The organism is Olleya sp. YS (genome assembly GCF_029760915.1).
GTDB lineage: Bacteria > Bacteroidota > Bacteroidia > Flavobacteriales > Flavobacteriaceae > Olleya.
In genome coordinates this window covers 1-25,507 of record NZ_CP121685.1, presented here as the reverse complement: position 1 = coordinate 25,507, position 25,507 = coordinate 1, and the positions used below count along the sequence as shown (strand labels likewise).

At 31.9% G+C, this 25,507-nt stretch carries 30 protein-coding genes; 6 read left to right on the top strand and 24 right to left on the bottom strand.

Translation table 11 applies throughout. The features are described from left to right. Positions 1-3 precede the first annotated feature (3 nt). The 17 genes from Ollyesu_RS00150 to Ollyesu_RS00070 all read right to left on the bottom strand — a co-directional run bounded on the left by Ollyesu_RS00150 (position 4) and on the right by Ollyesu_RS00070 (position 13,416). Positions 4-687, bottom strand: coding sequence for an SDR family NAD(P)-dependent oxidoreductase (locus tag Ollyesu_RS00150; RefSeq protein ID WP_279301793.1), 684 nt, complete (start codon positions 685-687; stop codon positions 4-6). A gap of 98 nt (positions 688-785) precedes the next feature. Next, the gene (locus Ollyesu_RS00145) at positions 786-1,010 is read right to left on the bottom strand and encodes a hypothetical protein (protein ID WP_279301792.1); all 225 of its coding nucleotides are present in this window, start codon (positions 1,008-1,010) and stop codon (positions 786-788) included. Positions 1,011-1,014: 4 nt separating this feature from the next. Continuing rightward, positions 1,015-1,710: a GTP cyclohydrolase I FolE gene (gene folE / locus Ollyesu_RS00140; protein ID WP_279301791.1), complete on the bottom strand. Its 696-nt coding sequence runs from the start codon at positions 1,708-1,710 to the stop codon at positions 1,015-1,017. 59 nt (positions 1,711-1,769) lie between these two features. Beyond that, entirely contained in the window at positions 1,770-2,048 is a 279-nt protein-coding gene (locus tag Ollyesu_RS00135) for a TIGR03643 family protein (RefSeq protein WP_279301790.1), read from the bottom strand. After that, a complete protein-coding gene (locus Ollyesu_RS00130) occupies positions 2,049-2,498 on the bottom strand; it encodes a hypothetical protein (RefSeq protein WP_347567256.1) in 450 nt (149 codons plus the stop codon). An 83-nt stretch (positions 2,499-2,581) separates the two neighbouring features. Further along, positions 2,582-4,066: an FAD-binding domain-containing protein gene (locus Ollyesu_RS00125; protein ID WP_279301789.1), complete on the bottom strand. Its 1,485-nt coding sequence runs from the start codon at positions 4,064-4,066 to the stop codon at positions 2,582-2,584. A gap of 6 nt (positions 4,067-4,072) precedes the next feature. After that, positions 4,073-5,605 carry a cryptochrome/photolyase family protein gene (locus Ollyesu_RS00120; protein WP_279301788.1) on the bottom strand — a complete coding sequence of 511 codons (1,533 nt, stop codon included), beginning with the start codon at positions 5,603-5,605 and terminating at the stop codon, positions 4,073-4,075. A gap of 79 nt (positions 5,606-5,684) precedes the next feature. Continuing rightward, positions 5,685-6,998, bottom strand: a complete 1,314-nt coding sequence (locus tag Ollyesu_RS00115; protein ID WP_279301787.1) for a DASH family cryptochrome — start codon at positions 6,996-6,998, stop codon at positions 5,685-5,687. After that, complete coding sequence (locus Ollyesu_RS00110; protein WP_279303079.1) at positions 6,968-7,108, bottom strand: DUF2256 domain-containing protein; 141 nt, start codon at positions 7,106-7,108, stop codon at positions 6,968-6,970. Before Ollyesu_RS00110 ends, Ollyesu_RS00115 begins: the two co-directional genes overlap by 31 nt. Before the next feature lie 4 nt (positions 7,109-7,112). Then, a complete protein-coding gene (locus tag Ollyesu_RS00105) occupies positions 7,113-8,537 on the bottom strand; it encodes an SDR family oxidoreductase (protein ID WP_279301786.1) in 1,425 nt (474 codons plus the stop codon). Between the two features lie 83 nt (positions 8,538-8,620). After that, on the bottom strand, positions 8,621-9,256 hold the full coding sequence (locus tag Ollyesu_RS00100) for a flavin reductase family protein (RefSeq protein ID WP_279301785.1): 636 nt from the start codon (positions 9,254-9,256) through the stop codon (positions 8,621-8,623). Beyond that, a complete protein-coding gene (locus tag Ollyesu_RS00095; RefSeq protein ID WP_279301784.1) occupies positions 9,256-10,566 on the bottom strand; it encodes an AarF/ABC1/UbiB kinase family protein in 1,311 nt (436 codons plus the stop codon). Before Ollyesu_RS00095 ends, Ollyesu_RS00100 begins: the two co-directional genes overlap by 1 nt. 16 nt (positions 10,567-10,582) lie before the next feature. Further along, complete coding sequence (locus tag Ollyesu_RS00090; RefSeq protein ID WP_279301783.1) at positions 10,583-11,239, bottom strand: TetR family transcriptional regulator C-terminal domain-containing protein; 657 nt, start codon at positions 11,237-11,239, stop codon at positions 10,583-10,585. A gap of 66 nt (positions 11,240-11,305) precedes the next feature. Beyond that, on the bottom strand, positions 11,306-11,974 hold the full coding sequence (locus tag Ollyesu_RS00085; protein WP_279301782.1) for an aquaporin: 669 nt from the start codon (positions 11,972-11,974) through the stop codon (positions 11,306-11,308). Beyond that, entirely contained in the window at positions 11,975-12,589 is a 615-nt protein-coding gene (locus Ollyesu_RS00080) for a protein-tyrosine-phosphatase (protein WP_279301781.1), read from the bottom strand. 18 nt (positions 12,590-12,607) lie between these two features. Beyond that, entirely contained in the window at positions 12,608-13,057 is a 450-nt protein-coding gene (locus Ollyesu_RS00075) for a DUF6428 family protein (protein WP_279301780.1), read from the bottom strand. 29 nt (positions 13,058-13,086) lie between these two features. Further along, positions 13,087-13,416 carry a metalloregulator ArsR/SmtB family transcription factor gene (locus tag Ollyesu_RS00070; protein ID WP_279301779.1) on the bottom strand — a complete coding sequence of 110 codons (330 nt, stop codon included), beginning with the start codon at positions 13,414-13,416 and terminating at the stop codon, positions 13,087-13,089. 152 nt (positions 13,417-13,568) lie between these two features. On the opposite strand from Ollyesu_RS00070, the gene Ollyesu_RS00065 reads away from it, so the two are divergent. Then, positions 13,569-14,417 (top strand): DUF2911 domain-containing protein, encoded by an 849-nt coding sequence (locus Ollyesu_RS00065; protein ID WP_279301778.1) that lies wholly within the window; start codon positions 13,569-13,571, stop codon positions 14,415-14,417. 55 nt (positions 14,418-14,472) lie between these two features. Here Ollyesu_RS00065 and Ollyesu_RS00060 read toward each other — a convergent pair whose 3' ends face one another. The 4 genes from Ollyesu_RS00060 to Ollyesu_RS00045 form a co-directional block, all read right to left on the bottom strand. Continuing rightward, positions 14,473-14,910, bottom strand: a complete 438-nt coding sequence (locus Ollyesu_RS00060) for a GNAT family N-acetyltransferase (protein WP_279301777.1) — start codon at positions 14,908-14,910, stop codon at positions 14,473-14,475. 64 nt (positions 14,911-14,974) lie between these two features. After that, positions 14,975-15,604, bottom strand: coding sequence for a tRNA (guanine-N1)-methyltransferase (locus tag Ollyesu_RS00055; RefSeq protein WP_279301776.1), 630 nt, complete (start codon positions 15,602-15,604; stop codon positions 14,975-14,977). Between the two features lie 128 nt (positions 15,605-15,732). Continuing rightward, positions 15,733-17,181: a glyceraldehyde-3-phosphate dehydrogenase gene (locus tag Ollyesu_RS00050; protein WP_279301775.1), complete on the bottom strand. Its 1,449-nt coding sequence runs from the start codon at positions 17,179-17,181 to the stop codon at positions 15,733-15,735. A 154-nt stretch (positions 17,182-17,335) separates the two neighbouring features. Further along, on the bottom strand, positions 17,336-18,745 hold the full coding sequence (locus Ollyesu_RS00045; RefSeq protein WP_279301774.1) for a trypsin-like peptidase domain-containing protein: 1,410 nt from the start codon (positions 18,743-18,745) through the stop codon (positions 17,336-17,338). A 131-nt stretch (positions 18,746-18,876) separates the two neighbouring features. On the opposite strand from Ollyesu_RS00045, the gene dapF reads away from it, so the two are divergent. The 5 genes from dapF to Ollyesu_RS00020 all read left to right on the top strand — a co-directional run bounded on the left by dapF (position 18,877) and on the right by Ollyesu_RS00020 (position 22,855). After that, entirely contained in the window at positions 18,877-19,656 is a 780-nt protein-coding gene (gene dapF, locus Ollyesu_RS00040) for a diaminopimelate epimerase (RefSeq protein WP_279301773.1), read from the top strand. Next, complete coding sequence (locus Ollyesu_RS00035) at positions 19,650-20,183, top strand: GNAT family protein (protein ID WP_279301772.1); 534 nt, start codon at positions 19,650-19,652, stop codon at positions 20,181-20,183. Before dapF ends, Ollyesu_RS00035 begins: the two co-directional genes overlap by 7 nt. Further along, positions 20,173-21,216, top strand: coding sequence for an endolytic transglycosylase MltG (gene mltG / locus Ollyesu_RS00030; protein ID WP_279301771.1), 1,044 nt, complete (start codon positions 20,173-20,175; stop codon positions 21,214-21,216). Before Ollyesu_RS00035 ends, mltG begins: the two co-directional genes overlap by 11 nt. Positions 21,217-21,224: 8 nt before the next feature. Next, positions 21,225-22,130, top strand: coding sequence for a DUF2279 domain-containing protein (locus Ollyesu_RS00025; RefSeq protein ID WP_279301770.1), 906 nt, complete (start codon positions 21,225-21,227; stop codon positions 22,128-22,130). A gap of 107 nt (positions 22,131-22,237) precedes the next feature. Then, a complete protein-coding gene (locus Ollyesu_RS00020; protein ID WP_279301769.1) occupies positions 22,238-22,855 on the top strand; it encodes a peptidoglycan-binding protein LysM in 618 nt (205 codons plus the stop codon). Between the two features lie 3 nt (positions 22,856-22,858). On the opposite strand, the gene Ollyesu_RS00015 is transcribed toward Ollyesu_RS00020, so the two are convergent. From Ollyesu_RS00015 to dnaA, 3 genes are read right to left on the bottom strand one after another with little or no spacing between them, the layout of a single operon-like run. Next, positions 22,859-23,569, bottom strand: a complete 711-nt coding sequence (locus Ollyesu_RS00015; RefSeq protein WP_279301768.1) for an SAM-dependent methyltransferase — start codon at positions 23,567-23,569, stop codon at positions 22,859-22,861. A gap of 28 nt (positions 23,570-23,597) precedes the next feature. Then, complete coding sequence (locus tag Ollyesu_RS00010; protein WP_279301767.1) at positions 23,598-24,047, bottom strand: low molecular weight phosphotyrosine protein phosphatase; 450 nt, start codon at positions 24,045-24,047, stop codon at positions 23,598-23,600. Between the two features lie 32 nt (positions 24,048-24,079). Further along, positions 24,080-25,507, bottom strand: a complete 1,428-nt coding sequence (gene dnaA, locus Ollyesu_RS00005) for a chromosomal replication initiator protein DnaA (RefSeq protein ID WP_111659210.1) — start codon at positions 25,505-25,507, stop codon at positions 24,080-24,082.

Genomic DNA, 25,507 nt, shown 5'->3' with positions numbered 1-25,507 from the left:
ACTTTAAATTTTAAAACTTACAATTCCGCAGTCCATTTCAAATATTTGTCCCGAAATTGACGCAGCTTTGGTAGACGTTAAGAATTCTGCCATATCTGCAACTTCTTGAGGATTTAAAAACTTTTTAAGCGGATGGCGTTCGGTCATGTTTTCAATCATTTTCTCATTACGTAGTAACTTTGAAGCTAAATCTGTATCTGTAACGGTAGGTGCAATAGCGTTAATCCTTACTGTTGGAGCCATTTCTGCTCCAATAGATTTTACTAATCCCTCAACTGCACTTTTAGACGCTGCAACGCTTGCATGAAAAGGCATACCTAGTTTAGAGGCTACAGTACTAAAAAGTACAATAGATGGATGTTGTCCTTTTTTTAATGGGTCTATATACTTTTGTATGGCTTTAACTGCACCTAGTACATTAATTTCAAAATCCTCTCTAAAATCGTCTAATTTTAAACGTCCAATAGGTTTTAAATTAATACTTCCAGGACAATAAATTAACGTATCTACGCTTTCTATGTCTGGTAAATCATCTGTTAATACATCGCAACTATAATGCGTTAGATTATTATGAGTTAGCTCTGGAGCAGAGCGACTAATATTTGTGACTTTGTGATTATTTAAAAAGGTTTCTGTAATAGCTTTACCTATGCCTTTACTGCCTCCAACAATAACTAAATGTTTCATTTTTTTAATTTTTAGGTATAAAAAAAGCGGTACTACACATTTTTTATGCGCCAATTAGTACCACTTTTTAAGTGTTTATGAAAATTTTCTTTTTCTGTTTATGCAGCAGAAGGTCTACCTTTAAGGCGCTTTTCAATTTTCTGTTTAATAACAGTTAGGCGTTTCATTAAGTCCATTAATTCTTGATCTTTATTTTCTTTATAAAGTTCATTAACTCCTAAAATTAAATCTTTGACTTCTCTTGCAGCTATAATTCTGTCGCTAGTGGTTACAAATTTGTGCTTTCTGTCTGCAAACTCTAATGCTTTTTCTACAATGCTCATAATCTTACTCTTTTAAATAATTCTGTAATTCGGCTATTTTCTCTGGTGTATTAAATTGTCCACCATAGAAAGTTGTTACTGTAGCAGAAGATTCATCTTTAATACCTCGTGACGAAACACATAAATGCTTGGCATCAATAATTACAGCAACATCATCTGTTTGTAAAGTTGCTTTTAGGTCTTCTGCTATTTGATTTGTTAAGCGCTCTTGTACCTGAGGACGTTTAGCATAATACTGTACAATTCTATTTAATTTTGATAAGCCTATGACTTTTCCTGAAGAAATATAGGCTACGTGAGCTTTACCTATTATGGGCACAAAGTGATGCTCACAGTTGGAGTAGAAAGTAATGTTTTTCTCCACCAACATTTGATTGTATTGGTATTTGTTGTCAAATAACGCAATTTTTGGCTTATTTTGAGGGTTTAATCCAGAAAATATTTCATCAATGTACATTTTTGCTACACGATTAGGTGTACCTTTTAATGAATCATCGGTCAAATCCAAGCCCATTACTTCCATTATTTCTTCAAATAATATAGCTATTCTTTCCTTTTTTTCTTTGTCAGAAAGCTTGAAAGCGTCTGCTCTCATTGGTGTTTCCAAACCAGTGTAAAGGTGGTCGTCTCCGATTTCTTCAATATCAAAACCGTTTAAGTGATGACCGTTTGTTTTTACCAGTGTTTGTTTGTTGTTCATGTTGTCTTTTTTAGTTGCTGTATTTAGTTTTACTAAATCAAAGCAGATTTTATATATACCTAACGTTTAGATATTTTGTTGTGTGTAATTTGTTTTTGTCTTGTGCATTTAAATCGACCTTCTTCAAATGGTCTTTTTTTACTATGTTTTGTACTTCTTCCTTGGACTCTTGCTCTCCATAATCTGAAACTACTTGGTTTCATTTCGCGTCGCATGATTTGTATAATTTCTTGCTCTTTGATGCCAAATTGAAATGTAATAGCATCAAATGGTGTGCGATCTTCCCAAGCCATTTCTATGATGCGATCTAGTTCTTCAATTGTAAATTTTGTTGTCATTTATATTGGCGAAAAATTAAACTGTTCATCATATTTTACTTTTTCATTTAATAATTTATCAAAAAATTTCTTGTTTTCTTTAAACGTTTTATTATTTCTAAAATGAATAAATTTTCCGTTTGAATGAATACTAGTTCCGTTTATTTTGTAAATCACCAATTGATAATATGGTATAACCCATGCAAAGTTTTTTAAACCTTTAATAATGTGTATAATAATACCCTTTGGTCTTAATTCAATATTACCATAATTAATATCATCAATAGTATTCAATATTGATGCCATGTTTGGGCTAACTTCATCAATAATCATACGCTTAGATCCAACACCTTTCATTTTTACACTTTGTAAGAATGTAAATGGTTTGCCTACCAAATCATTGATAAGCTCTTTATTTTCTTTACTTGTATGTGTTGTGTTTAGTATCAAACGATATTGGAATATACTCAAATGTACAAAATGTTTAACTTTTAATAATTAATGTTAAACAAAATTTAACATTTGAAGGTGTTTTAATGTAAAATGTTACAAATCTATTGGTTGCGAAGCATTTGTTTTCTATCGCTTAAAGTATGTCGTTTTAAAATTCGATAACTTTCTTTTTTTACAAGAGGAAGCTCTTTCACACTCCAAAGAATATTGCTAGCATGTTTTCTGGTTTCTTTTTCATTTATAATCGGGAAGGGATAGTCTTTGCCCAATTCAAAACCAGTTAGTTGCTGATCAAAATAAGACATTTCTGAAGGATTATGTATAAATGGAGCGTCTAAGTTTGTCAATTCCGGAACCCATTTTTTAATAAACAAACCATCAGGATCATGTTCTATGCTATTTTTTAATGGGTTGTAAATACGTAGCATATTTATACCTGTTTCACCAGCTTGCATCTGTATTTGAGGATAGTGTATTCCTGTTTCGAAATCTAAAAACAGACTTGCTAGATGCTCACTTAAATCTTGCCAAGGTTGCCATAAGTTGTGAGTAAAAAAGGATACGACTAACGCACGCATCCTAAAATTGAGATAACCTGTTGTGTTTAAACAACGCATGCAAGCATCCACCAATGGGAAACCTGTATGTCCTGTTTTCCAAGCATCTTGATAGGCTTTATTTACTGGTTTATTTAGTGTTAAATAGCCTTTATTTAAACTTCTATGTTCCATGAAGTGTTCCATCTCGAACTTTTGAATAAAATGTGATTGCCAACGTAATCTAGATATAAATGCATTTAAGTGACGTTTGTGTTTAGATTGATTTCTTACTTCTGCAGCTACATTTATAACTTGTTTTATAGATAAATTTCCCCAAGCAATATATGGTGATAACCGACTACAACCTGTTCTGGCTTCTAAGGGTTTTGAGATATGAAACATGTAGTTTTTATAACGTTCTTTAAAAAAAGAACGTAAATATTTTAATCCAGTAGTAGTTCCGCCTTTTTGGAAGTTTGTATTTGGTGTTGTTTTAAGTGAAACCGTTTTAAAACTTTTTTCAAGGGTTTCAACTTCTAAAACAGTAAGTAGTTGTTTGTCTTTTGGGTTAAATACAAAGTCATCTTGAATCATAAAAGTTTCCCAATCTTCAACCCAAGTTTGTCTATTGGTTATTCCGCGTTGTACACCATTATTGATGTTTTCTGTCCAAATAATATTCTGTTTTTTGCAGAACTCAGCGAAAGCGATATCTCTTTTATAAGTAGAAAGTAATCCTGTTTCTTGATGAGAAAAAACATGAGTAATATTAAATTGAGATTGTAATGTTTTAATAGCCAATTCAACCTTTGTATTTATGGTTAAAATTTTAGAGTTATAAGTTTTTAATTGCAAATTTAAATCCTGCAATGATTGTTTTACAAAATCCCAATGTCGTTGACTGTAATGTTTATCCTCAATCATGAAATCTTCAAAAACATAGAGTAGAAGGATACGATTACCAGAATTAGCAGCATTTGTTATGGCTTCATTATCCTGTAAACGAAGGTCTCTTTTTAGCCAAACGATGCTTAGGTTCTGTTTCATTTGTTATTAAAAAGCATCTGGATTTTCGATAATTTTTTGTGCTCTTTCTTTAATTTGACTGAGTTGTGTTTTTTCCATTTTATCCAAAAGACTATACATCATACCCATTCTAAAATTATTGCCTAATTGTTGGCGTTTATCGTCCAGAAAATTCCAATATAGACTATTAAAAGGACAAGCATTGTCTCCTAGTTTTTCTTTTTTATTGTAATGGCAACTATCACAATAATTACTCATTTTATTGATGTAACTTCCGCTAGATACGTAAGGTTTTGTTGCTATTTTTCCGCCATCTGCAAATTGGCTCATTCCTCTTGTGTTGGGAAGTTGAACCCACTCAATAGCATCTACGTATATGCCTAAATACCATGCGTCAACGTCATCTGGATGTATTTGCGCTAATAAAGCAAAATTACCAGTTACCATCAAGCGTTGGATGTGGTGTGCGTAACCGTTATCTAAACTATTGGTTATGGCTTGTTTTAAGCAATTCATTTTGGTGTTACCAGTCCAGAAAAAATCGGGTAGCTTGTTATTGTTTTCTAGATGATTTAAAGACTTGTAGTCAGGCGTTAAAGCCCAATACATGCCACGCATATACTCACGCCAGCCAATGATTTGTCTAATATATCCTTCAACTTGACTAATGTTGATATTTTCACCATGTTTTCGCCAATAATTTAAGACAGTATCTACCACATTTTTTGGTGAAATAATTTTAAGATTCATAGCAAAGGACAATCTAGAATGAAATAAATACACTTCGTCTGTATGCATGGCGTCTTGGTAATCACCAAAATGGATGAGAAGCACTTCACAAAAATACTTTAACTGATCTAAAGCTTGAGTCCTGTTGATAGGATAGCTAAAGGTTTTAGTGTCAAATTCACCTATGGTTATTACATCTTCTTTTTCTAAAAGCGAAACTATATTTTCAACATTATTTTTATAGTATTTGTAAGTTGGGATGTCATGTTCTCCTTTCCATTTATTACGATTGCTTTTATCATAATTCCATTTACCACCTTCAGGTTGTCCAGCTACCATTAATATATCGTGTTTTTTACGCATATCACGATAGAAGTTTTCCATTAAAAACTGTTTTTTTCCTTTAAAAAAAGTAGCTAAGTCTTGTCTTTTAGTGTAAAAATGTTCTGTAGAAAAACTTTGTGAGTCTATATCTAAATCTTTACAAAAAGCAGTTAGTTGCTCATCTAAACGATGCTCATCAGGAAGCTGATATTCAAATTTTTTAATATGATGTTCTTTAATTAAAAAGGTTAAGTTTTCTGTTAGACTTTGCGTGTTTTGCTTATCGTCTAACTTAAAATAAACTACTTTGCAATCTTGCTTTTCTAGGTGTTGCGCAAAGTCTCTCATTGCAGCAAAAAAACCAATAACTTTTTGGATATGATGCGTTACATAGTCTGTTTCTTGACGCATTTCAAATAAACAGTACACAACGTTGTCTTGGTCTTCTTTATACCAACTATGTTTACTGTTAAGTTGGTCGCCTAATATTAATCTTAATGTTTTCAATGGTTAATTTTATAATTTTTGATTAAATGTTCTCGATACATGTTGTTCATTCTTCAAAAAACACTCAAACTGACGCTAATCAAAAAAGAGTGTCTTGAAGCCATAAACGTTGGTATTTTCCGTTTGTATCGTAACGTTCTGCTTGAAGTTTAACATTAAACTTTCGATCTCTTGGATCATTACCGACTCCTGCTACGTACATCCAATTGCCATAATTACTATGGACATCATAATCGATAAGTAAACTTTCAAAATAGCTGGCTCCTATGCGCCAATCTAACTCCAGTTCTTTTGCAAAATAGCTGGCTACATTTTGTCGTCCTCTATTACTCATCCACCCCGTTTTTTTAATTTCTATCATGTTGGCATCTACAAATGGCTCGCCAGTTGTTCCATTTATCCAATTATTGATTTTATTTTTGTTGACGCTCCAGTCGTAATCTTTTTTTAGAATGCCTTCTAATTTAAAAATTTGATTACCATGTTTCATCGAAATGTATTTGAAGTAATCGCGCCAAATAAGTTCAAAAATTAGCCAATAGGTAGATTGATTTTTAACGTGTTCTTTTTCAAAACGTTTGACTTCCCAATAGATGCGTTTTGCAGATAAACTACCATTTGCTAACCAAGAAGAAAACTTACTGCTAAAATCAGTGCCTATTAAACCGTTTCTGGTCTTTTTATAGAACCCTAATTTTTTAGTTTCAAAAAAATAATTTTGTAATCTTTTTATGGCTTCTGTTTCACCTCCTTTACATGGAAAAGCTGAATTAGGGTGTGTTTCAAATTCAGAAAAACCCAAATCTTTTAAAGTAGGAATTTTAGTGTTGTTTTTGATATTAAAGTTGTCTCTTTCTGCTGAAATAGTTTCAGTTTCAGGTCTTACTTTGCTGTATTTTTCAACTTTTTTTCTAAAATTAGTGAAGACTTGTGGGATGTTTTCAACGTCAATATTAATATCTTCTGGATGGAACAAAAACTGATTGTATGTCTCACGAATTTTTATTGATTCTGGAAATATATTTATAACTTTATTAGTAATATCTACTTCCTCTTGTGTCCATTCTTTTTGAAAATAAATAGCATCAAAATTAAAGGTGTTATTTAGTTTAGATATACACGATTCAGTATAATCAAAATAAATAAAAAGTTGAATGTTTAGTTTGGCTAATTGTGTTTTTAAATCGGTTATGGTTTCGATTAAAAATTGTGCTCTAAATTTCTCAGTCTTTTTAAATCCATAAGGAGATATATTATATTGTCTAGGGTCAAAACAAAATATAGCAATTACTTGTTCACTCTCATTAATTGCATTAACAATAGATGCATTGTCATGAGTTCTTAGATTGTTTCTGAACCAGATTAAGCTATTTTTGTTTTGTTTCGTCTGCATTTTTCACTACAATATTTTACATCGTCCCAGTTTTTCTCCCATTTTTTACGCCAAGTAAATGGCAAACCACAGGTATTGCAGGTTTTAGTTGGAAGATGTTGTTTTTTAATAGTTTTAGGCATTGGCTAGTTTTTTAATCATCCCATTGAATATAAATCCATGAAATGGTAAAACGCTATACCAATATAATCGTCCCCAAAGTCCACGTGGTCTAAAAGTTGCACGCTGATATACCTTACCCTTAGCTACCTGGAATTCTAGCCAAGCTTCGCCAGGTAATTTCATTTCTGCAAATAATATTAGGCGTTTTTCATCTTTATCTGCCAATAATACACGCCAAAAATCTAAAGCATCACCAGTTTGGATATCTGTTTTATTGGTTCGCCCACGACGTAACCCAATACCACCAACTAATTTATCTAAATAACCTCTTATTTTCCAAAGTGTTGTGCCATAATACCATCCGTTTTCGCCTCCAATAGCCCAAATTTTATCAAGAGTGCGTTGTTCGTCTAAAACTTGGCGGTCTTTAATATCCTTAAAGCATCCATATTTAGGTACTTTCAAGTATTTTGTTGAGGCACGTTTTTTATAGCGACTGTTAATAAAGGCATCTTTCCAACTGGAGATAATCTCATTACCTTCTATTTTTACAAATGCAAATTTTACAGCTTCTTTGTAAGACATTGGATTGACTTCTAAAAGTGTGTTAATATTGCTTTTTTCGCCAATAATTTCGATTCCCATACTATTTACTAAAGATGAAGCCAATTTGTATGATGTAGATGTCACAAAATATAACCAATAGCTAGACAATTTTGGTGTCATTACTGGAACAGTTATAATGTAGCGTTTTAATTTTCTAATCTCTGCAAATTGTAGTAACATTTGCTTGTAGGTAAGCACTTCTGGTCCAAAAATGTCATGAGACGTATTATAAAGTTCTGTTTTGCTTAATCCTTTGGTTAAAAAAGCCAACACGTCACGTACACCTATAGGTTGTGTTTTAGTATTTAGCCATTTTGGAGCAATCATGACTGGTAGTTTTTCGACTAAATCTCTTATTATTTCAAAGCTTGCACTACCAGATCCTACAATAATTCCTGCTTTAAAAACAGTCAAAGCATAATGGTTTGACTTTAAGGTGTCTTCGACATTTTTTCTAGATAACAAGTGTTTGGATAGTTTGGTGTCGTTGGTAATACCACTAAGATAAATGACTTGTTTAGCGTCAGTTGTTTCAATATAAGTTTTAAAATTGATAGCACATTCTTCTTCCATTTTATGGAACTGATCTACCGAGTTTGACATGGAGTGTATCAAATAATAAGCAGCATCAATATCTTTAGGAATATTCTTAAGTGTTTCTGGTTTTAAAAAATCGGCTTCAATAACATGAAGATTATCTTCATCTGAATATTTTTTTTCAGTCCGTAATTTTCCACGTACAGCACATACAACTGTGTGACCTTGCTCCAGTAGTAACGGAATAATGCGCTTGCCAATGTAGCCTGTTGCTCCTGTTACTAATATTCTCATTGGTTTAGTTTTAATTTATTGTTTCTGGATACAATTATTTTTATTAATATCCACTTAACTAGCGTTGTATTATAAGTTGTAATTTAATACTGCTCACTACTTATTGACTTCGGTCTTTGATATTCTAAGCGTTTTTCTAGTTTTGGTATTGTGTATCCATCTAATCCATTTATTGAAGCGACATTGGCTTTAGATAAATTTATAAAGCCATCATCTTCTAATATATCTTTATTAATATGTATACCTTTTATTTCACCTATAACTAAAATCGTATCATTTTCTTTAATTGGGTATTCTGTCACAAATTGCATTTCTAATTGCATTGGAGACTCTTTTACAAAAGGTGCATAGCAACCTTTTTTGTATTCAGAAATTAAATTAGTCATATCAAATTCTGAAATGTCTTTTTGATATTTAGCAGACGTATGATGTGCATCTTCAAAATTTTCTAAATGAATAGCATTTAGCGTATAAACATTAGTTTCTTTAATGTTTTCATAGGTGTGACGCATTACCGTTGTTGGCCTACAAAAAAAACCAAGTAGAGGAGGACTACTACCAATGTGTGTTACAGAGCTAAATACAGCCACGTTTTCTTGACCTGATTTAGATTTAGTACCAATTAAATTTGCACTCTTAAAGCCAGAACAACTATTTATAAGATTAATTTTATATAAGTGTTGTAAAGTGTCAATATCTTTTCTGCTGAAATATTGCATTATAAATTTATAAAATTATTTATTTTAACGTCTTTTGCTTTTAAATCAAACATCAAATTATATAATCCAAAAAATGTTCTGTTGATGTAAATAAAGTGCTTAGAACCACGATTACCATTCATTTTGCGTAGTTCTGTACTTTTGCTGTAACGTTGTCCCATTTCTGAGATAGCATCAAAGAATTCTGGATTGGAAAAATCAAAAGATTCTTCGTGGAATGGTCTTGTAAATAGACTTAATAACTCATGAAACATGTCTGAAAAAAATGCTAATTCATCTTTACTATCATCTTTACGCAAGATTTCAAGCTCGTACATTTTTTCTGTAAACGCTTTAGGATTATTAATTACTTCTTTTTTTGCTAGTTCAAAATATGGTACGTAGAAGTCGTTTGGTACTTCTTTCATGCAACCAAAATCTAAAGCTATTAAGTCTCCTTCTTTAGAAACTAAAAAATTTCCAGGATGTGGATCTGCATGTACTTTTTTAAGGACGTGCATTTGATACATATAAAAGTCCCAAAGGGCTTGACCTAACCTATTAGCTTTGTCTTGGTCTGTATTTTGAGCAGTAAATTCAGACAAGTGTTCACCTTCCATCCAGTCCATAGTAATAATACGTTCTGACGATAATTCCTCGTAATACTCTGGAAATTTAAGGTTTGGAATATGCTTACAAGCCTCTACAATTGCTTTACTTTGCTCTACTTCCAAAAGGTAGTTAGTCTCTTCAACTAGTTTATTTTCAACTTCTTTAAAATATTTATCAGAGTCTTTTCCTTTAATATTAAACATTTTTATTGCAATGGGCTTTACCATAGCCAAATCTGAAGCAATGCTCTCTGCGACTCCAGGATATTGAATTTTCACAGCAAGTTTTTTCCCATCCTTTTCTGCTACATGCACTTGACCAATACTGGCTGCATTTACAGAGTTAAGATTGAAAGAGTCGTAAATTTGGCTAGGTAATTTCCCAAAATATTGTTTAAATGTTTTACTAACTAATGGTGCAGATAATGGTGGTACAGAGAATTGCGCTAACGAGAATTTTTCTACATAGGCTTGTGGTAAAATGCTTTTTTCCATACTAAGCATTTGTGCAACTTTAAGAGCACTACCTTTAAGTTGCTTTAAGCCATCATAGATATCTTCTGCATTATTCTCGTTTAATCTTGCTTTAGCTTCTGCTTCAGTTTTAGTGATTTTATCACCATAATATTTTAAATAATTGACACCTACTTTAGCTCCAGTTGTAACCATTTTGGTAGCACGTGCAATTTTTGAAGTCGGTATTTTATCTATTGTTTTCAATAGTAAGAGTGTTAAATTAATTCATCTGAATTTTTTCTTTGAAGATGAATTTTCCAAAGTCAATTAAACTTTTAAGCGGAGCAACGTTAAGTACATCAAAGCTAGTGTTTACTGATTTCTCAATAAAAATATCCGTCTTTTGAAAAGACGGAGAGGTGTCATCCATCCAAAACTTGATAGTTAGTAGTAATTGTAACCAAGCAGTCTCTTTAAGACCTCTATTTTGAATACGCTCTAACTGTTCTTGTTTGACATCAATCAACTCGATACCTAAATCATGAATATAATTGGTAAAACTTGATTTTAATTGTGCTAATGTTTTAAAACTTTTCAAACTGTTTTTGTGTTTGTGTAAAGCATACACAACATAACTTCTATTTGCAGTTAGATTCTCGAAGAAGGTAAAATAAAAGCTTAATAATTTATTTCTAGGGTTGAAAGTATTATAGTCTTCGCTTGCTTGTAAAGCTTTGTGTGTGTTGTCAAAAAACGCTTTGAAAACGCCTTTTTCTACAGCATCAAAACTTCCAAAATGTTCGTAAAATTTTGCTTCTTCAAAATTGTTGTGTTTTGCAAAAGCGTAAACAGATTTTGGTTGTTCATTATGCTCCAAAACATAATCCATATAAAATGAAATAATGTCGTTATTAGATATGTTTTTCTTTTTTGCCATTATGTGAAAATTTAATGACATAAAGATACAAATGTTTAACCAAATTTTTCAAAGGTTAAACAAAATTTAACAAGACTTTGTGTTTGCTGTATTGTGGTTGAATATATTGTAAGATAAAACAGCAGAAATTGCACCTAAAATATGTGCTAATATATAAAACCAAACATGATTAAAATGGCCTGTAAAAATTGCTGGAGCAATTGTTCTCACAGGATTCATAGAGGCTTTGGTTATTGGTCCAGCAAACATAGCTTCTAGTAAAATAACTCCACCAACAGCTATACCTGCCATAACACCTATTTCTTTACTACCAGTAGAAATGTTGATGATGACTATCATTAAAATAAAAGTCAATATAAACTCTAAAATGGCAGCTTTATAATCTGGATAATCTATCATTGGTGTACTTTCTCCTAAAAATTGACTTTCAGGAAATAAAAAGCTTAGTAAAGCTATAGCTATGATAGCGCCTAAAAACTGGGCTATTAGGTATCTTGGGACTTCTTTCCAAGCAAACTTTTTTGCTGTTGCAAAACCAATAGAAACAGCAGGATTAAAATGTGCACCAGAAGTCGCTCCAAATGCATAAATCATAGCCATTACTATCAAGCCCCAAACTGAAGCAATACCAACATGCGTGATGCTTCCGTGGGTTATCTCATTTATGGTCATAGCACCACAACCACAAAATATCATGGCGAATGTACCAATAGTTTCTGCTAGATATTTTTTCATTTAGTTAGTTGTTACCTGTTGGAATACGTATTTCATTTCGGTAGCAATTTGAGTTGAGCGTTCTAAGTATTTTTCGTCTTGCAACTCTGTATTATCAAAAGCTTTTGGGTCCTCATAAGTGATTGGTATTCTTTGTTCTGCTCCTGCAATAAAAGGGCATCCTTGATCTGCACTAGAACAGGTTAATATAGCTGCAAACTCTGATTTAGGATTAAAATCATTATCAAATGTTTTTGAAAATGCTATTATGGGATGCAAGTTATCTGAATATTTTATGCTATACACTGGGTTTTTTCCTTCAGACAAAGCTGTAATTTTAAACCCTGTTTTAGTTAACGTTTCTCCTACTTTTGGAAACATAGCTGTAGCTTCTGTACCACCAGAATAGGTAGTTACATTTTTAACCGAGAAGTAATGAGCAATAACTTGTGCCCAAACTTGTGATAAATGACTTCGTCTTGAATTGTGAGTACAAATAAAGTTTAAATTGATTGGTTTGTTTTGTGATTTTTTTGATGATATAAAATCTATTAGTGGTCCAAGCGTTTTTTTTCGCTGTTCAGAAATAAGTTCTGTATCTAAAGTTTCTATGTAATTGTTGATGTCTGTAAACATTTAATTTTAGATTTTAATTTAGCAACAACCAGAACCTGGAGCGCAACTTTCTATTTTGTTTGATTGTTGTGTTGGAACGCCACAATTATCTTTTGCTAAGCAATCCGTTAGTAAAGACGTTAATTGAAACGTATTGTTTTTATATTCTAATCCAAATTTTTGAATTGTTAAATCTCCTTGATATTCGACTTCAATGTCTAAATCGCCTAAATTTAAGATGTCTTCAGACAGCTCAATAATTTTTATCAATTTTTCAGGATGTAGTCTGTGGTCATAATCGTTAGCACTCCACAATTGAAAATTTATCTTTTTTTCTTGTCTTAAAGTCCCACCACAATCAATAAAGTGTTTGGATGTTTTTCCTACTTCAGTAACGTGAAAATGACTTGGCACTAAGCTACCATCAGGTAATGTAAAAGTTAACTGATTTAAAGTTGATAATTGTTTTTTTACTTCTGAAAGTGTCATAATTTAAATTGTTTAATTAATTCTGGATATTAGCAACATGTATTGTTATTTACATCGTTATCAAAAAAGGAGTTAAGTAAAGCTTTCATAGCTTTCCAATTGTCCTTATGTATACAATAGCAAACGCTGGTGCCTTCAATAGTGCCTTGAATAAGACCTAGGTTTTTAAGTTCTTTTAAATGTTGAGAGATTGTAGGTTGAGCTAATCCTATTTCTTCCACTAAATCACCACAAACACACGCATTTATTTTAAATAAATGTTGAATAATAGCTACACGAGCAGGATGGCCTAAAGCTTTTGCAAAAAGTGCAATCTGATTTTGAGAATCTGAAAATTTTTCGGTTTTAATTAATCCCATTTATAAATCTATTAATTTGTATATCGCAATATTACGATTAATATTATTACTTAAAAAATGTTTTCACTTTATTTTAAGTTTTTATTAACAAACAAGCTGTTAGATATGCTTAATTTTATAGACTTATTATTTATAATCAAAAAAACACAACCATGAAAAAATTAATGACTCTTATTATGGTGTTAACAGTTTCTTTAGCTGTTAATGCGCAAGTTGAAGCGCCAGCACCAAGCCCGTTTCAAAAAATGGAACAAAAAGTTGGTCTTACAGATATGACTGTAGAATATTCTAGACCGTCTATGAAAGGACGTAAAATCTTTGGAGATTTAGTGCCTTATGGAAAATTATGGAGAACAGGAGCAAATAAAAATACTATAATAACATTTAGTGATGATGTTATGATTGGAGGAAAAGAAGTAAAAGCTGGATCTTATGCAGTATTTACAACTCCAAATGAAAGTAGTTGGGACGTAGTATTTTATTCTGACACTGAAAATTGGGGAACACCTCAAAAATGGGATGATTCTAAAGTAGCCGCTAAAGTAACTGCAGAAGTATATCCTTTGCCTATGGATATTGAGACATTTACTATCTCTTTTGATGATATGACTAATGACTCTGCAATGTTAGGTATGATGTGGGAAAAGGCATATGTTGGAGTTAAAATTGAAGTGCCAACAGATAAAAAAGTATCTGCAAGTATAGATAAAGTTATGGCTGGTCCAGGAGCTGCAGATTATTATAGTGCAGCGGTTTACTATTTAACTGCAGGAAAAGACATTAATCAAGCAGTAAAATGGATTGATATGGCTGTAGAAATGACTAAAAATCAACCAAGATTTTGGTATTTGCGTCAACAATCTTTAATTCATGCAAAAGCTGGAGACAAAAAAGGAGCAATTAAAGCTGCTAAAGCGTCTTTAGCAGGAGCAGAGAAAGCTGGTAATGCTGATTATGTTAAGATGAATAAAGATTCCCTAAAAGAATGGGGAGCTATGTAGTTTAGTTTTTAATTTAAAAGATTTAAAAAGCACAATCATTTTGATTGTGCTTTTTTTATTGATTAGTCCAAAAATAATGTAAGTCTTTATCTAATGTCCAACCCAAATGTTCATATAATTTTTGAGCTGGATTAGTCGTTTCGGTTTGTAGAGCCAAGCCTTTATAATTATATGTTTTACACAATGCTTTTGCACTATTTAAAAGTGCTACGCCAATACCTTGTTTTCTAAAATCTTTACTGACATATAAATCGTTTAAAATAAATAAGGGTTGCATACTAACACTAGAAAAACTATAAAATAATTGTGTAAACCCGACAGGCTCATGGTCTACAAAAGCAAGTAAAATAATTGAGTCTTGCTTCTCTAGACGTTGTTTTATAAATTGTTTTGCTGCGTCTATATTAGAGTTTTGCTTGTAAAATATACGATATGCATCAAATAAAGGTGCTATTTGATTTAAATGTGATGAATTTGCTTGAATGATAGTCATAAAAAAATCTGTAAGGTTCAATTTACAGATTTTTATTGATTATATAATTATTTTAAAAACTGAATTAACTGTTTCTGTTTTTATTGATTTCGTCTTGTAATTGACGTCTTACTTTTTGCTCGCGTTCTAGTGCATTACGTCTATGTTCTTCAAACTCTTCTTCCGTTTCTTCTAATTTAAGTTTTGCAGCTCTAGTCACTGCATGGCTATTTTTAAATTTAAAAATGAAAAACAATAAAAACGCTAATAAACCTGCTATAATAGACCATAACAACGCATTATAACCAGTTTTACTCATTTGCATCCCAAATAAAGACATGCTGTCTTTTTCTTGATTTGTAGTTTCTAAACTAGTTTTAGTGTTTGATAAACTACTTTTTAATTGGTCTATTTCAGTGCTTTGAGCAGAAACCTTATTTTGAGTATCCAATAAGTCTTTTTTAATAGCTTTTAACGAGTCTAAAGTATTTGCTTTTATTTTTGCGACCCATTCATTTCTAATTACTTCGTAAGATCGTCCACGCTCATCTCTCCAATTGGTCGACTTTTTTGTTAAATATTCAAATTGACTTTCTAATGTTCCAGAATCTAATGATAACTTATCAGTTGCATCAGTTGTTTGCGTTTGAGCAGAGGTAGCAAATGAAAAAATTAAAACGAAAATTGTTGCTAATAGATAGTTTGTTTTACACATATTAATTTAGTTTGTTGTCTTTCGCTTTGCGAAAATATAAAAAAAGGATTGCTTTATAGGTTTAATATAACAAAAAGCCTCACAGTTGCGAGGCTTTATAATATACGATGAGAAATTAAAATTGGATGTTAGTAATATGTAAATCTTCTAACTTTAGCGATATACTTGGCAAGTCTTATCACTTGATGGCTATAACCATACTCGTTATCATACCATACATACAAGACTGCATTTTTTCCGTCTTTTCTCACAATGGTGGCTTTACTATCATAAATAGAAGGTGCAGAGCTACCAATAATATCACTAGAAACAAGCTCGTCACTCATTTCGTACTTGATTTGTTCAACCAAATCACCTTCTAAAGCATATTTTTTAAGAGTTGCATTAATACTATCTATACTTGCTTTTGAAGTTAATTCTAAGTTTAAAATAGCTAAAGATCCATTAGGTACTGGTACACGAATAGCATTTGAAGTTAGTTTACCTTCAAAACTAGGTAATGCTTTAGATACCGCCTGTCCTGCTCCAGTTTCTGTAATTACCATATTTAAACCAGCTGCACGACCACGTCTGTATTTTTTATGGAAGTTGTCCACTAAATTTTGATCATTTGTGTAAGCATGAATGGTCTCTAAATGTCCAGATTTAACGCCATAAGTGTCGTCTATTGCTTTTAAAACAGGAGTAATTGCATTTGTAGTACAAGACGCAGCAGAAAAGATATCTACTTGGTCAGGATTATTTTCTAAGTGGTTAACACCATACACAATATTAGGCACGCCTTTACCAGGTGCTGTTAACAAGACTTTATCTGCTCCAGGCGAATTTTTTAATCGTGTCAATGCCTCTTTATCTCTAAACACACCAGTGTTATCAATAATTAACGCATTGTTAATTCCATATTTAGTATAATCTATATCTTCAGGTTGATTAGCATTAATTATTTTTACTGTTGTACCATTTATAATTAATGCTTGATTTTTAATATCTGTTGTCACTGTACCAGAAAAATCACCATGTACAGAGTCGTTACGTAATAATGCAGCACGCTTTTCTAAAACTGTTGCATCCATTGTACCACGAGTTACAATAGCACGTAAGCGCAGTTGGCTACCTTTACCTGTACGTGTCATAAGCTCTCTTGCAACCAAACGACCAATACGACCAAAACCATAAAGTACGACATCTTTAGGTGTAATATCCTTGGTTTTGCTAGCGCCTTTAAGCTTATTTGCTACAAAAGCCATCGCGTTACTATACTTTTTTTCTTCTAAATGATATTCATATGTAAGTTTACCAATATCTAACTTTGCAGGAGGTACGTCAAGTGTTTTAATCGCTTGAGCAATTTCTACAGAATCAAATACAGAGATTGGTTTTTGCACAAACTCGCCAGCATATTCATGAAGATTTAAAATTTCGGAAACATTTCTGTCAATTAATTGGTTTCTAAACAGGACTAGTTCAATTGATTTATCATACCATAAATCGCTAACAATTTTAATAAATTCTACTGTTGCTCTACGTCTGTCTGCCTGAAACGCTAATTCGTTTTCGTAAGTTTCGTTAATGGACATTGTTTTTTGTTTAGTGTGTTGTTAAAATTGAATTTGAAAATTTCGGCAAAAGTACAGATTTCAAACGATTTCGTAAAACAAAATCCACAAAAAAAACAAAGCACTTAATTTTTAAATTAAGTGCTTTGTCATTTTATAATAAGTATTTAAAAGATTACCTCAAACCATAGCGATTAGTTTCGCCTTTAGAGTTAATTAACTCAATGCTTAAAGGTTGATAAGTATCTCTGTTTTTTAGTATTCTATCAACATCATCAATAGATTCAATTTTAATATTATTGATGGCAGTTATAATGTTACCTTCTTCAATGCCTTCACTTTGTAAATATCTGCCATAAGTACCATTAACTTTCATGATTTTTACACCATGTTTAGTTTTGTATTTTCTCAATTCTTCTGGCTTCGCATTTTTAATAACACCTATAACAGGTAAAATATAGGTATTACTTTTAAGCAGTGTAACAGAAAGTTCTTTTTCTACACCATTTCTTAACAAGGTTACATTAACCACATCATTTGGTCTTTTAGAGTCTAAAAACCCTCTTAAATCGCTAAACTTTTTAATAGAGATATTATCTATTTTTTTAATGATGTCTCCACTTTTAATTCCAGCTTCTGCAGCTCCTGTATCTTCTTCAACATCATCTACATAAAACCCTTCGGTTTCTGCTACTCCTAATTTTTCGGCATAGTTACTATTTAGAGAACCTCCAATAACACCCAAGATACCGTTTTGTACGTTACCAAACTCCATAATATCTTGTACCACTTTTTTGGCTATGTTACTAGGTACCGCAAACGAATATCCAATGTAAGACCCTGTTTGCGAAGTAATTGCAGTATTAATACCAATTAACTCGCCAGCTGTATTTACTAAGGCTCCTCCAGAATTACCTGGATTTACAGCAGCATCAGTCTGTATAAAGGATTGTGTACTTTGCCCACTTAAATCTCTGGATTTAGCACTTATAATTCCAGCGGTAACCGTAGAGGTTAAATTAAACGGATTACCAACAGCTAAAACCCATTCTCCAATTTTTGCAGAATCACTATCACCAAACGTAGTGTATGGTAACTGGTCTTCAGTTTCTACTTTTAATAACGCAATATCTGTTTTAGGATCTGTACCCACAATTTCTGCGACTAATGTCCTGTTGTCGTTTAAGGTGATACTTAATTGTTCAGAATCTTCAATAACATGATTGTTAGTTATAATGTAACCATCAGGCGAAATTATAACGCCACTTCCAGTACCTAACTGTCTACGTTGTGGTACACGACCATAAAACAAGTCTTGTAAAGTTGGTTGTACATTATTAACTGCTACATTTTTAACATGTACTACAGCATCTAAAGTTTTGTCTGCAGCAGTAGTAAAATCTATACCCTCAGCAGCAGCTAAAACAGTTTTATTTGAGTTATAATTGGTAGGTAAAAACACAGGATTATCCTGCAATGTTGTTGCAATTGGCTGTTCTTCTTTTTCAAGAAAGGTTTTATAGGTTCCTAGAGTAATTGCGCCTCCTAATACCGAAACTAAAACCAAAGTTAACATCTTCTTCATATAAAAAACTTAGTTTAGATTTATTAGACTAACGATTAAAATTAATTAATTATTGAGTGCCTATTTCAACTTTAACGACGTTTTAACAACTGAAAAAACTTATATTTGTCTTACAATTTTTGCATTTTTAAATGACTCTAACTTTTTACAAATATCAAGGAACAGGTAATGACTTTGTTATCGTTGATAACAGACAAGGTATCTTCAACAAAAATAATACCAAACGGATTGCTTTTTTATGTGACCGTAAATTTGGCATAGGTGCTGATGGCTTGATATTGTTAGAAAATCATCCTACTCTTGATTTTAAAATGGTGTATTTTAATGCAGACGGAAACGAAAGCACTATGTGTGGTAATGGTGGACGTTGTATTGTTGCTTTCGCGGAATTTTTGCAGCTTATTAAACACGAAACCACTTTTGAAGCAATTGATGGATTACATTATGCTAAGATTGAAGACGGTTTAATCCATTTACAAATGAAAGATGTCACTACCATCCAACTTTTTGATACCCATCAGTTTTTGGATACAGGCTCACCACATCATGTCCAAGTGGTTAAAGACTTAACAGCTTTTGATGTAAAAAACGATGGTAGATCAATACGATATGGACAGCCTTATAATGAAATTGGAAGCAATGTAAATTTTGTAGAACAAGTTAACAAAAACACCTTTGCGGTAAGAACTTATGAAAGAGGTGTAGAAGATGAAACGTTGTCATGTGGTACTGGTGTAACAGCTGTAGCAATAGCTATGCATAAGACAGGGCAAACGGATGCTTCTGAAATTAATTTGAATGTTGAAGGCGGACAATTAAAAGTGGCTTTTAATAAAGAAAAAGACACCTATAAACAGGTCATGTTAATTGGACCTGCAACTCAAGTTTTTAAAGGCGAAATTACATGCTAACATTACAAGGCAAACATATTTATCTGCGTGCTTTAGAGCCTGAAGATTTAGCATTTATTCATCAGATTGAAAATGATGAAACTATTTGGGAAATTAGTAATACCATTACACCTTATTCAAAATATTTAATAAAGCAATATTTAGATAATGCACACAAAGATATTTTTGAAGTCAAACAACTGCGGTTAGTGATTTGTAATACTAATGATGTTGCTATTGGTATGATTGATATTTTTGATTTTGATTTTAAAAATCGTCGTGCAGGTATTGGAATTTTGATTAAGGATACTGAAAACCGACAACAAGGCTATGGTAAAGAGGCAGTGCAATTATTAGTTAATTATTGTTTTACGCATTTAGATTTACACCAATTGTATTGTAATATTTCAGAAAACAATGAAGCTAGCATCATTCTCTTTAAAAACCAAGGATTTAAAGAGATAGGACTAAAAAAAGACTGGAATTTTATTAACGGACACTATAAAAACGAATATTTATTTCAATTAATAAACACAGATGTATATTAAAAAAATTTTAGTGGCTATTGCCATTATAGGCTTAGTCATAGCTGCATACTTTGCAAACTTTGTTTATGGAGCGATGTTTAAAAAAAACACTGCTTTTAATAATGATAAAGCTTATATTTATATTCCAACAGATGCAAGATATGAAGATGTTAGAGAACAACTAATTCCTTTACTTAAAGACATAAATAGTTTTGATGCTTTAGCTGAAAGAAAAGAATATACGACTAATATAAGAGCAGGTCGTTATGCAATTGAAAAAGACATGAGTAATAACGATATTATTAATTCAATCCGAATTAATAATTTACCAATACAACTAAGTTTTAATAATCAAGAACGTATCCAAGACCTTGCAGGTCGAATTGCTCAACAAATAGAACCAGACAGCTTAACACTACTAAAAGCTATGACTGATAAAGCTTTTTTAGAGAAGAATAAGTTTACAGAGGGTACTGTTATAAATATGTATGTACCCAATAGCTATGAATTTTTCTGGAATACTTCTGCGGAAGCTTTTAGAGATAAAATGTTGAAAGAATATTTTAAGTTTTGGAATAATAATAGACAAGCCAAACGTAAAGCGTTAAACTTATCAGTCAATGAGGTGATGACCTTAGCTTCTATTGTGCAAAAGGAAACCGCAAAAGTCGATGAGCGACCTCGAGTTGCAGGTGTGTATCTAAACAGAATAAAAAGAGGTATGCCTTTACAAGCTGACCCAACCGTTATATTTGCTAAAAAATCTAAAGAGAATGATTTTGATCAAGTCATCAAACGTGTTTTATATAAAGATTTAGAAATAGATTCGCCTTATAATACGTACAAATACCCAGGAATTCCTCCTGGACCAATCACTATGCCTGACGTCTCTGCAATAGATGCTGTACTAAATCCAGAAAAACACGATTACTATTACTTTGTAGCTAATGTTAAAAACTTTGGTTACCATAAATTTGCTAAAACCCTGAATCAGCATAATGCTAATAGACAGGAATATGTCAATTGGATTAATAGTCAAGGCGTTAATAGATAATTTTTTTGTTGAAATATATATCGTATTTATTCTTATTCTTTTTTTCGGTTGTCACTGTTGCACAAACCGATACGACTTCATTTTTTGCACCAAGTGATACCTTAAATATCAAAAGAAGAAGCGCTGTAATTATTACCGAAACTGGTTTAGCATCTATAGCTTTAATTGGTTTAGATCAATTGTGGTATGCAGATTTTGAGCGTTCAAAGTTTCATACTATCAACGATAATTCGGAGTGGTTTCAAATGGATAAGTTAGGTCATACGTTTACTGCTTATCAATTGGGTCGATTTGGAGCACAAACATTGGAATGGAGTGGAGTTAGTCAACAAAACCAGTTAGTATTTGGTGCAACATTAGGGTTTACTTTTCTAACAGCAGTAGAAATTTTAGATGGATTTTCTAAAGAATGGGGTTTTTCTTGGGGAGATTTTGCAGCAAACGCAGCAGGTGCTGGCTTGTATGTAGGACAAGATTTATTATGGGATGAGCAACGTATCCAGCTAAAGTATTCTTTTAACAGAAGTCCGTATGCAAAACAAAATCCTAAAAAATTGGGAGAAGGATTATTAGAAGAGGTTATTAAAGACTATAATGGTCAAACCTATTGGTTAAGTGCCAATGTACATTCTTTTTTTAAAGACAGCAATGTACCCAAGTGGTTAAACATAGCAGTTGGATATGGAGTAGATGGATTGTTGTATGGAACTAATGACCTTCAATCTGTACATTTTCCTAATCAACAACGACGTCAGCAATTTTATTTAAGTTTAGATGCAGATTTAACTAAGATTAAAACTAAATCTACTTTTTTAAAACAATTTTTCAACATTATTAATGTTATAAAGGTACCTTTTCCAACGCTAGAAATAAGCGGTAATGGTAAGCTAACTGGGCACTTTATCTATTTTTAACACAAGTTAACATATTGATTTTCAGTTTTTAATAAAATGTCGTATATTTGCGCGTCGAAATTTTAGCCTCAAAACCACCATGGTTTAAGGTTACAAAAACTAGAAAAATGAAAAATATTGGAAAGTTTTTATCGCTAGTACTTACAATATCTATTTTAGTTGTTATAGTCATTTCTATACAACCTGCTCCAAAACAATTAAAGGAGCAAAAGGTAACTGTTGAAAACTGTTACCAACCTGAATCTTATAGCCCACATTTAGGGAAGACCTTTACAGGCTTTAAAGAAGCTTTAGGTTTTAAAGAATCTCAAAACGATTATTTTAGAGTCAACCAATATGGGTATTTAGGAAAATATCAGTTTGGAAAAAGTACTTTAAAAGTTATTGGAATTCATCATCCAAATTTCTTCTTAAATAATCCTGAACTACAAGAAAAAGCATTTATTGCTAATGCACAACGTAATAAATGGGTATTGCGTCGTGATATTAAACGTTTTAATGGTAAATATGTTAGTGGTGTTAAGGTGACCGAATCAGGTATATTAGCTGCAGCACATCTAGCAGGTCCAGGAAGTGTTAAAAAATTTCTTAGAAGTTATGGCGAGCAAAACTTTGCGGATGCCAATGGTGCTACTATTAAGTACTATATGAAGAAGTTCTCTGGATACGATACTTCATTAATAAAACCTTTAAAAAAGGTAAAAGTAAAATATAATAGAGCTTAGTAATTAGCTTTTATGAATAATAAATAGTGTTGGTCTTTTATGTAGGTTAACACTATTTTTTTTCCAATCCTTTACAGTTTTAGTTTTTATAAATTCTTTAGGAAGAGTGATATCACACGCTACACAAATTTCTGTATGGTCACCCAAAACAGCACATAAATCTTCTAATAATTTATTGTTTCTGTAAGGAGTTTCTATAAAAGATTGAGTTTGATTTTGCTCAAAACTTATTCGCTCAAGACGTTTTATCTCTGTTTTTCTTTCATTTTTATCAATAGGTAAATAACCATTAAAAGCAAAGCTTTGTCCATTAAACCCTGAAGCCATCATAGCTAATAGAATAGAAGATGGGCCTACTAAAGGAACAACTTGTATGTTATGTTTATGTGCTAAACTTACAATATCTGCTCCTGGATCTGCAATTCCTGGGCAACCAGCATCAGATAGTAAACCTAAATCTTGACCTTTTAAACAAGTTTGTATAAAATTTGGTAAGTCTGTTGGTTCTGTATGCTTATTTAATTCAAATAGTGTTAGACTTGATTGTTGCTTTTCTGGAGCTATACTTTTTATAAATTTTCTTGCAGATTTTGAGTTTTCTACAATAAATGTATCCAATCTGTCTATAATATGTTTCACTTGAATGGGTAAAACATGTAAAGGATTAGAATCTCCTAAAGTCGAAGGTATTAAATATAGTGTGCCTTTATCCATAGATTTTAAAGGTAATAAATTAATTATTTTAAAGGGTTTCTATAATAGCAGAACAAGCATTGTCTAGTAGATGATACACATTATCAAAACCCTTGTCACCTCCATAATATGGATCTGGTACGTCTAGATTTTGATTTGGGGATATTGTGTTTAAAATTAATTTTACTTTTGCTTTATCGTCTTCATTAGCTGCTAAAGCAACAATATTATTGTAATTGGAATTATCCATTGCATAGATAACATCAAAATCTTTAAAATCTTGTTTGCTGAATTGTCTAGCACGTTGACTAGAAATATCAATACCATTTAATTTTGCAACAGCAATGGATCTTGCATCTGGTTTATTACCAATGTGATAAGCACTGGTTCCTGCAGAATCAACTGTAAAAAAGTCTGCATCTAGTTTAGATTTTAAAATACCTTCTGCTAAAGGAGAACGACAAATGTTTCCTAAGCAAACCATTAAAATTTTAGTCATATATTTTTTCCGAGATATCGGAAATTAATTAATTAAACCGACAGTTTTTTGGTTAAATCCTCAACGTATTTTCTAAACTGCTTATCTGTAGTGGATAAATTATCTACTGTTTTACAAGCATGTAAAACCGTAGCATGATCACGTTTACCAATTTGAGAACCAATACTAGCTAATGAGGCTTTGGTGAATTTTTTTGCAAAAAACATGGCTAACTGTCTAGCTTGTACAATGTGACGCTTTCTAGTTTTAGATTGTAAGGTATCTACATCCATTTGGAAGTAATCAGATACAATCTTTTGAATGTAATCAATAGAAACTTCACGTTTAGTATTTTTTACAAACTTCTCAACGACTTGCTTAGCTAATTCAATATTAATTTCTTTTTTATTGAACGAAGATTGAGCAATTAAAGAGATAATAGCACCTTCTAATTCTCTAATATTAGATTTGATGTTTTTAGCAACGTATTCAATAATATCATCAGGCATTTCTACACCATCACGATATAATTTATTCTTTAAAATTGAAACACGTGTTTCAAAATCTGGTGTTTGTAATTCGGCTGAAAGTCCCCATTTAAATCTAGATAGTAAACGTTGTTCAATATCTTGCATATCCACAGGTGCTTTGTCACTGGTTAAAATAACTTGCTTTCCGTTTTGATGTAAGTGATTAAAAATATGGAAGAATACATCTTGTGTTCCAGATTTACCAGATAAGAATTGTACATCATCAATAACCAATACATCTATTAATTGATAAAAGTGTATAAAGTCATTTCTATTGTTCTTTTTAACAGAGTCTATATATTGCTGTGTGAACTTTTCAGCAGAGATGTATAAAACTGTTTTTTCTGGATATTTATCTTTAATATCCACTCCAATAGCATGTGCTAAATGTGTTTTACCCAATCCAACACCACCAAAAATTAATAAGGGATTAAAAGATGTCCCTCCAGGTTTTGCAGATACTGCTAAACCAGCACTACGTGCTAATCGGTTAGAATCACCTTCTAAAAAGTTATCAAAATTATAGTTTGGATTAAGTTGAGATTCGATTTTTACATTTCTAATACCAGGAATTACAAAAGGGTTTCTTAACTCTGGGTTCTTATTATTAAGCGGTACATCAACGTCTTGCGACTTTACTGCACTTCTATTAGAACTTGGAATTTTTTCTGTAAATGGTTGTTTGTTGCCATAGGTGTTTTCCATTTTAATAATGTACACTAGTTTGGCAGTTTCACCCAATTCTTTAGTTAAAGCAACTTTTAATAATTTTACATAGTGTTCTTCTAGCCATTCGTAGAAAAATTTACTTGGTACTTGAATGCTAAGTGCATTGTCCGTTAATTTAACCGCTACAATTGGCTCAAACCAAGTTTTGTATGCTTGTGGCTGGATATTATCCTTTATAAATAGGAGACAATTATTCCATACCGTTTGCGCAGTTACACTCAT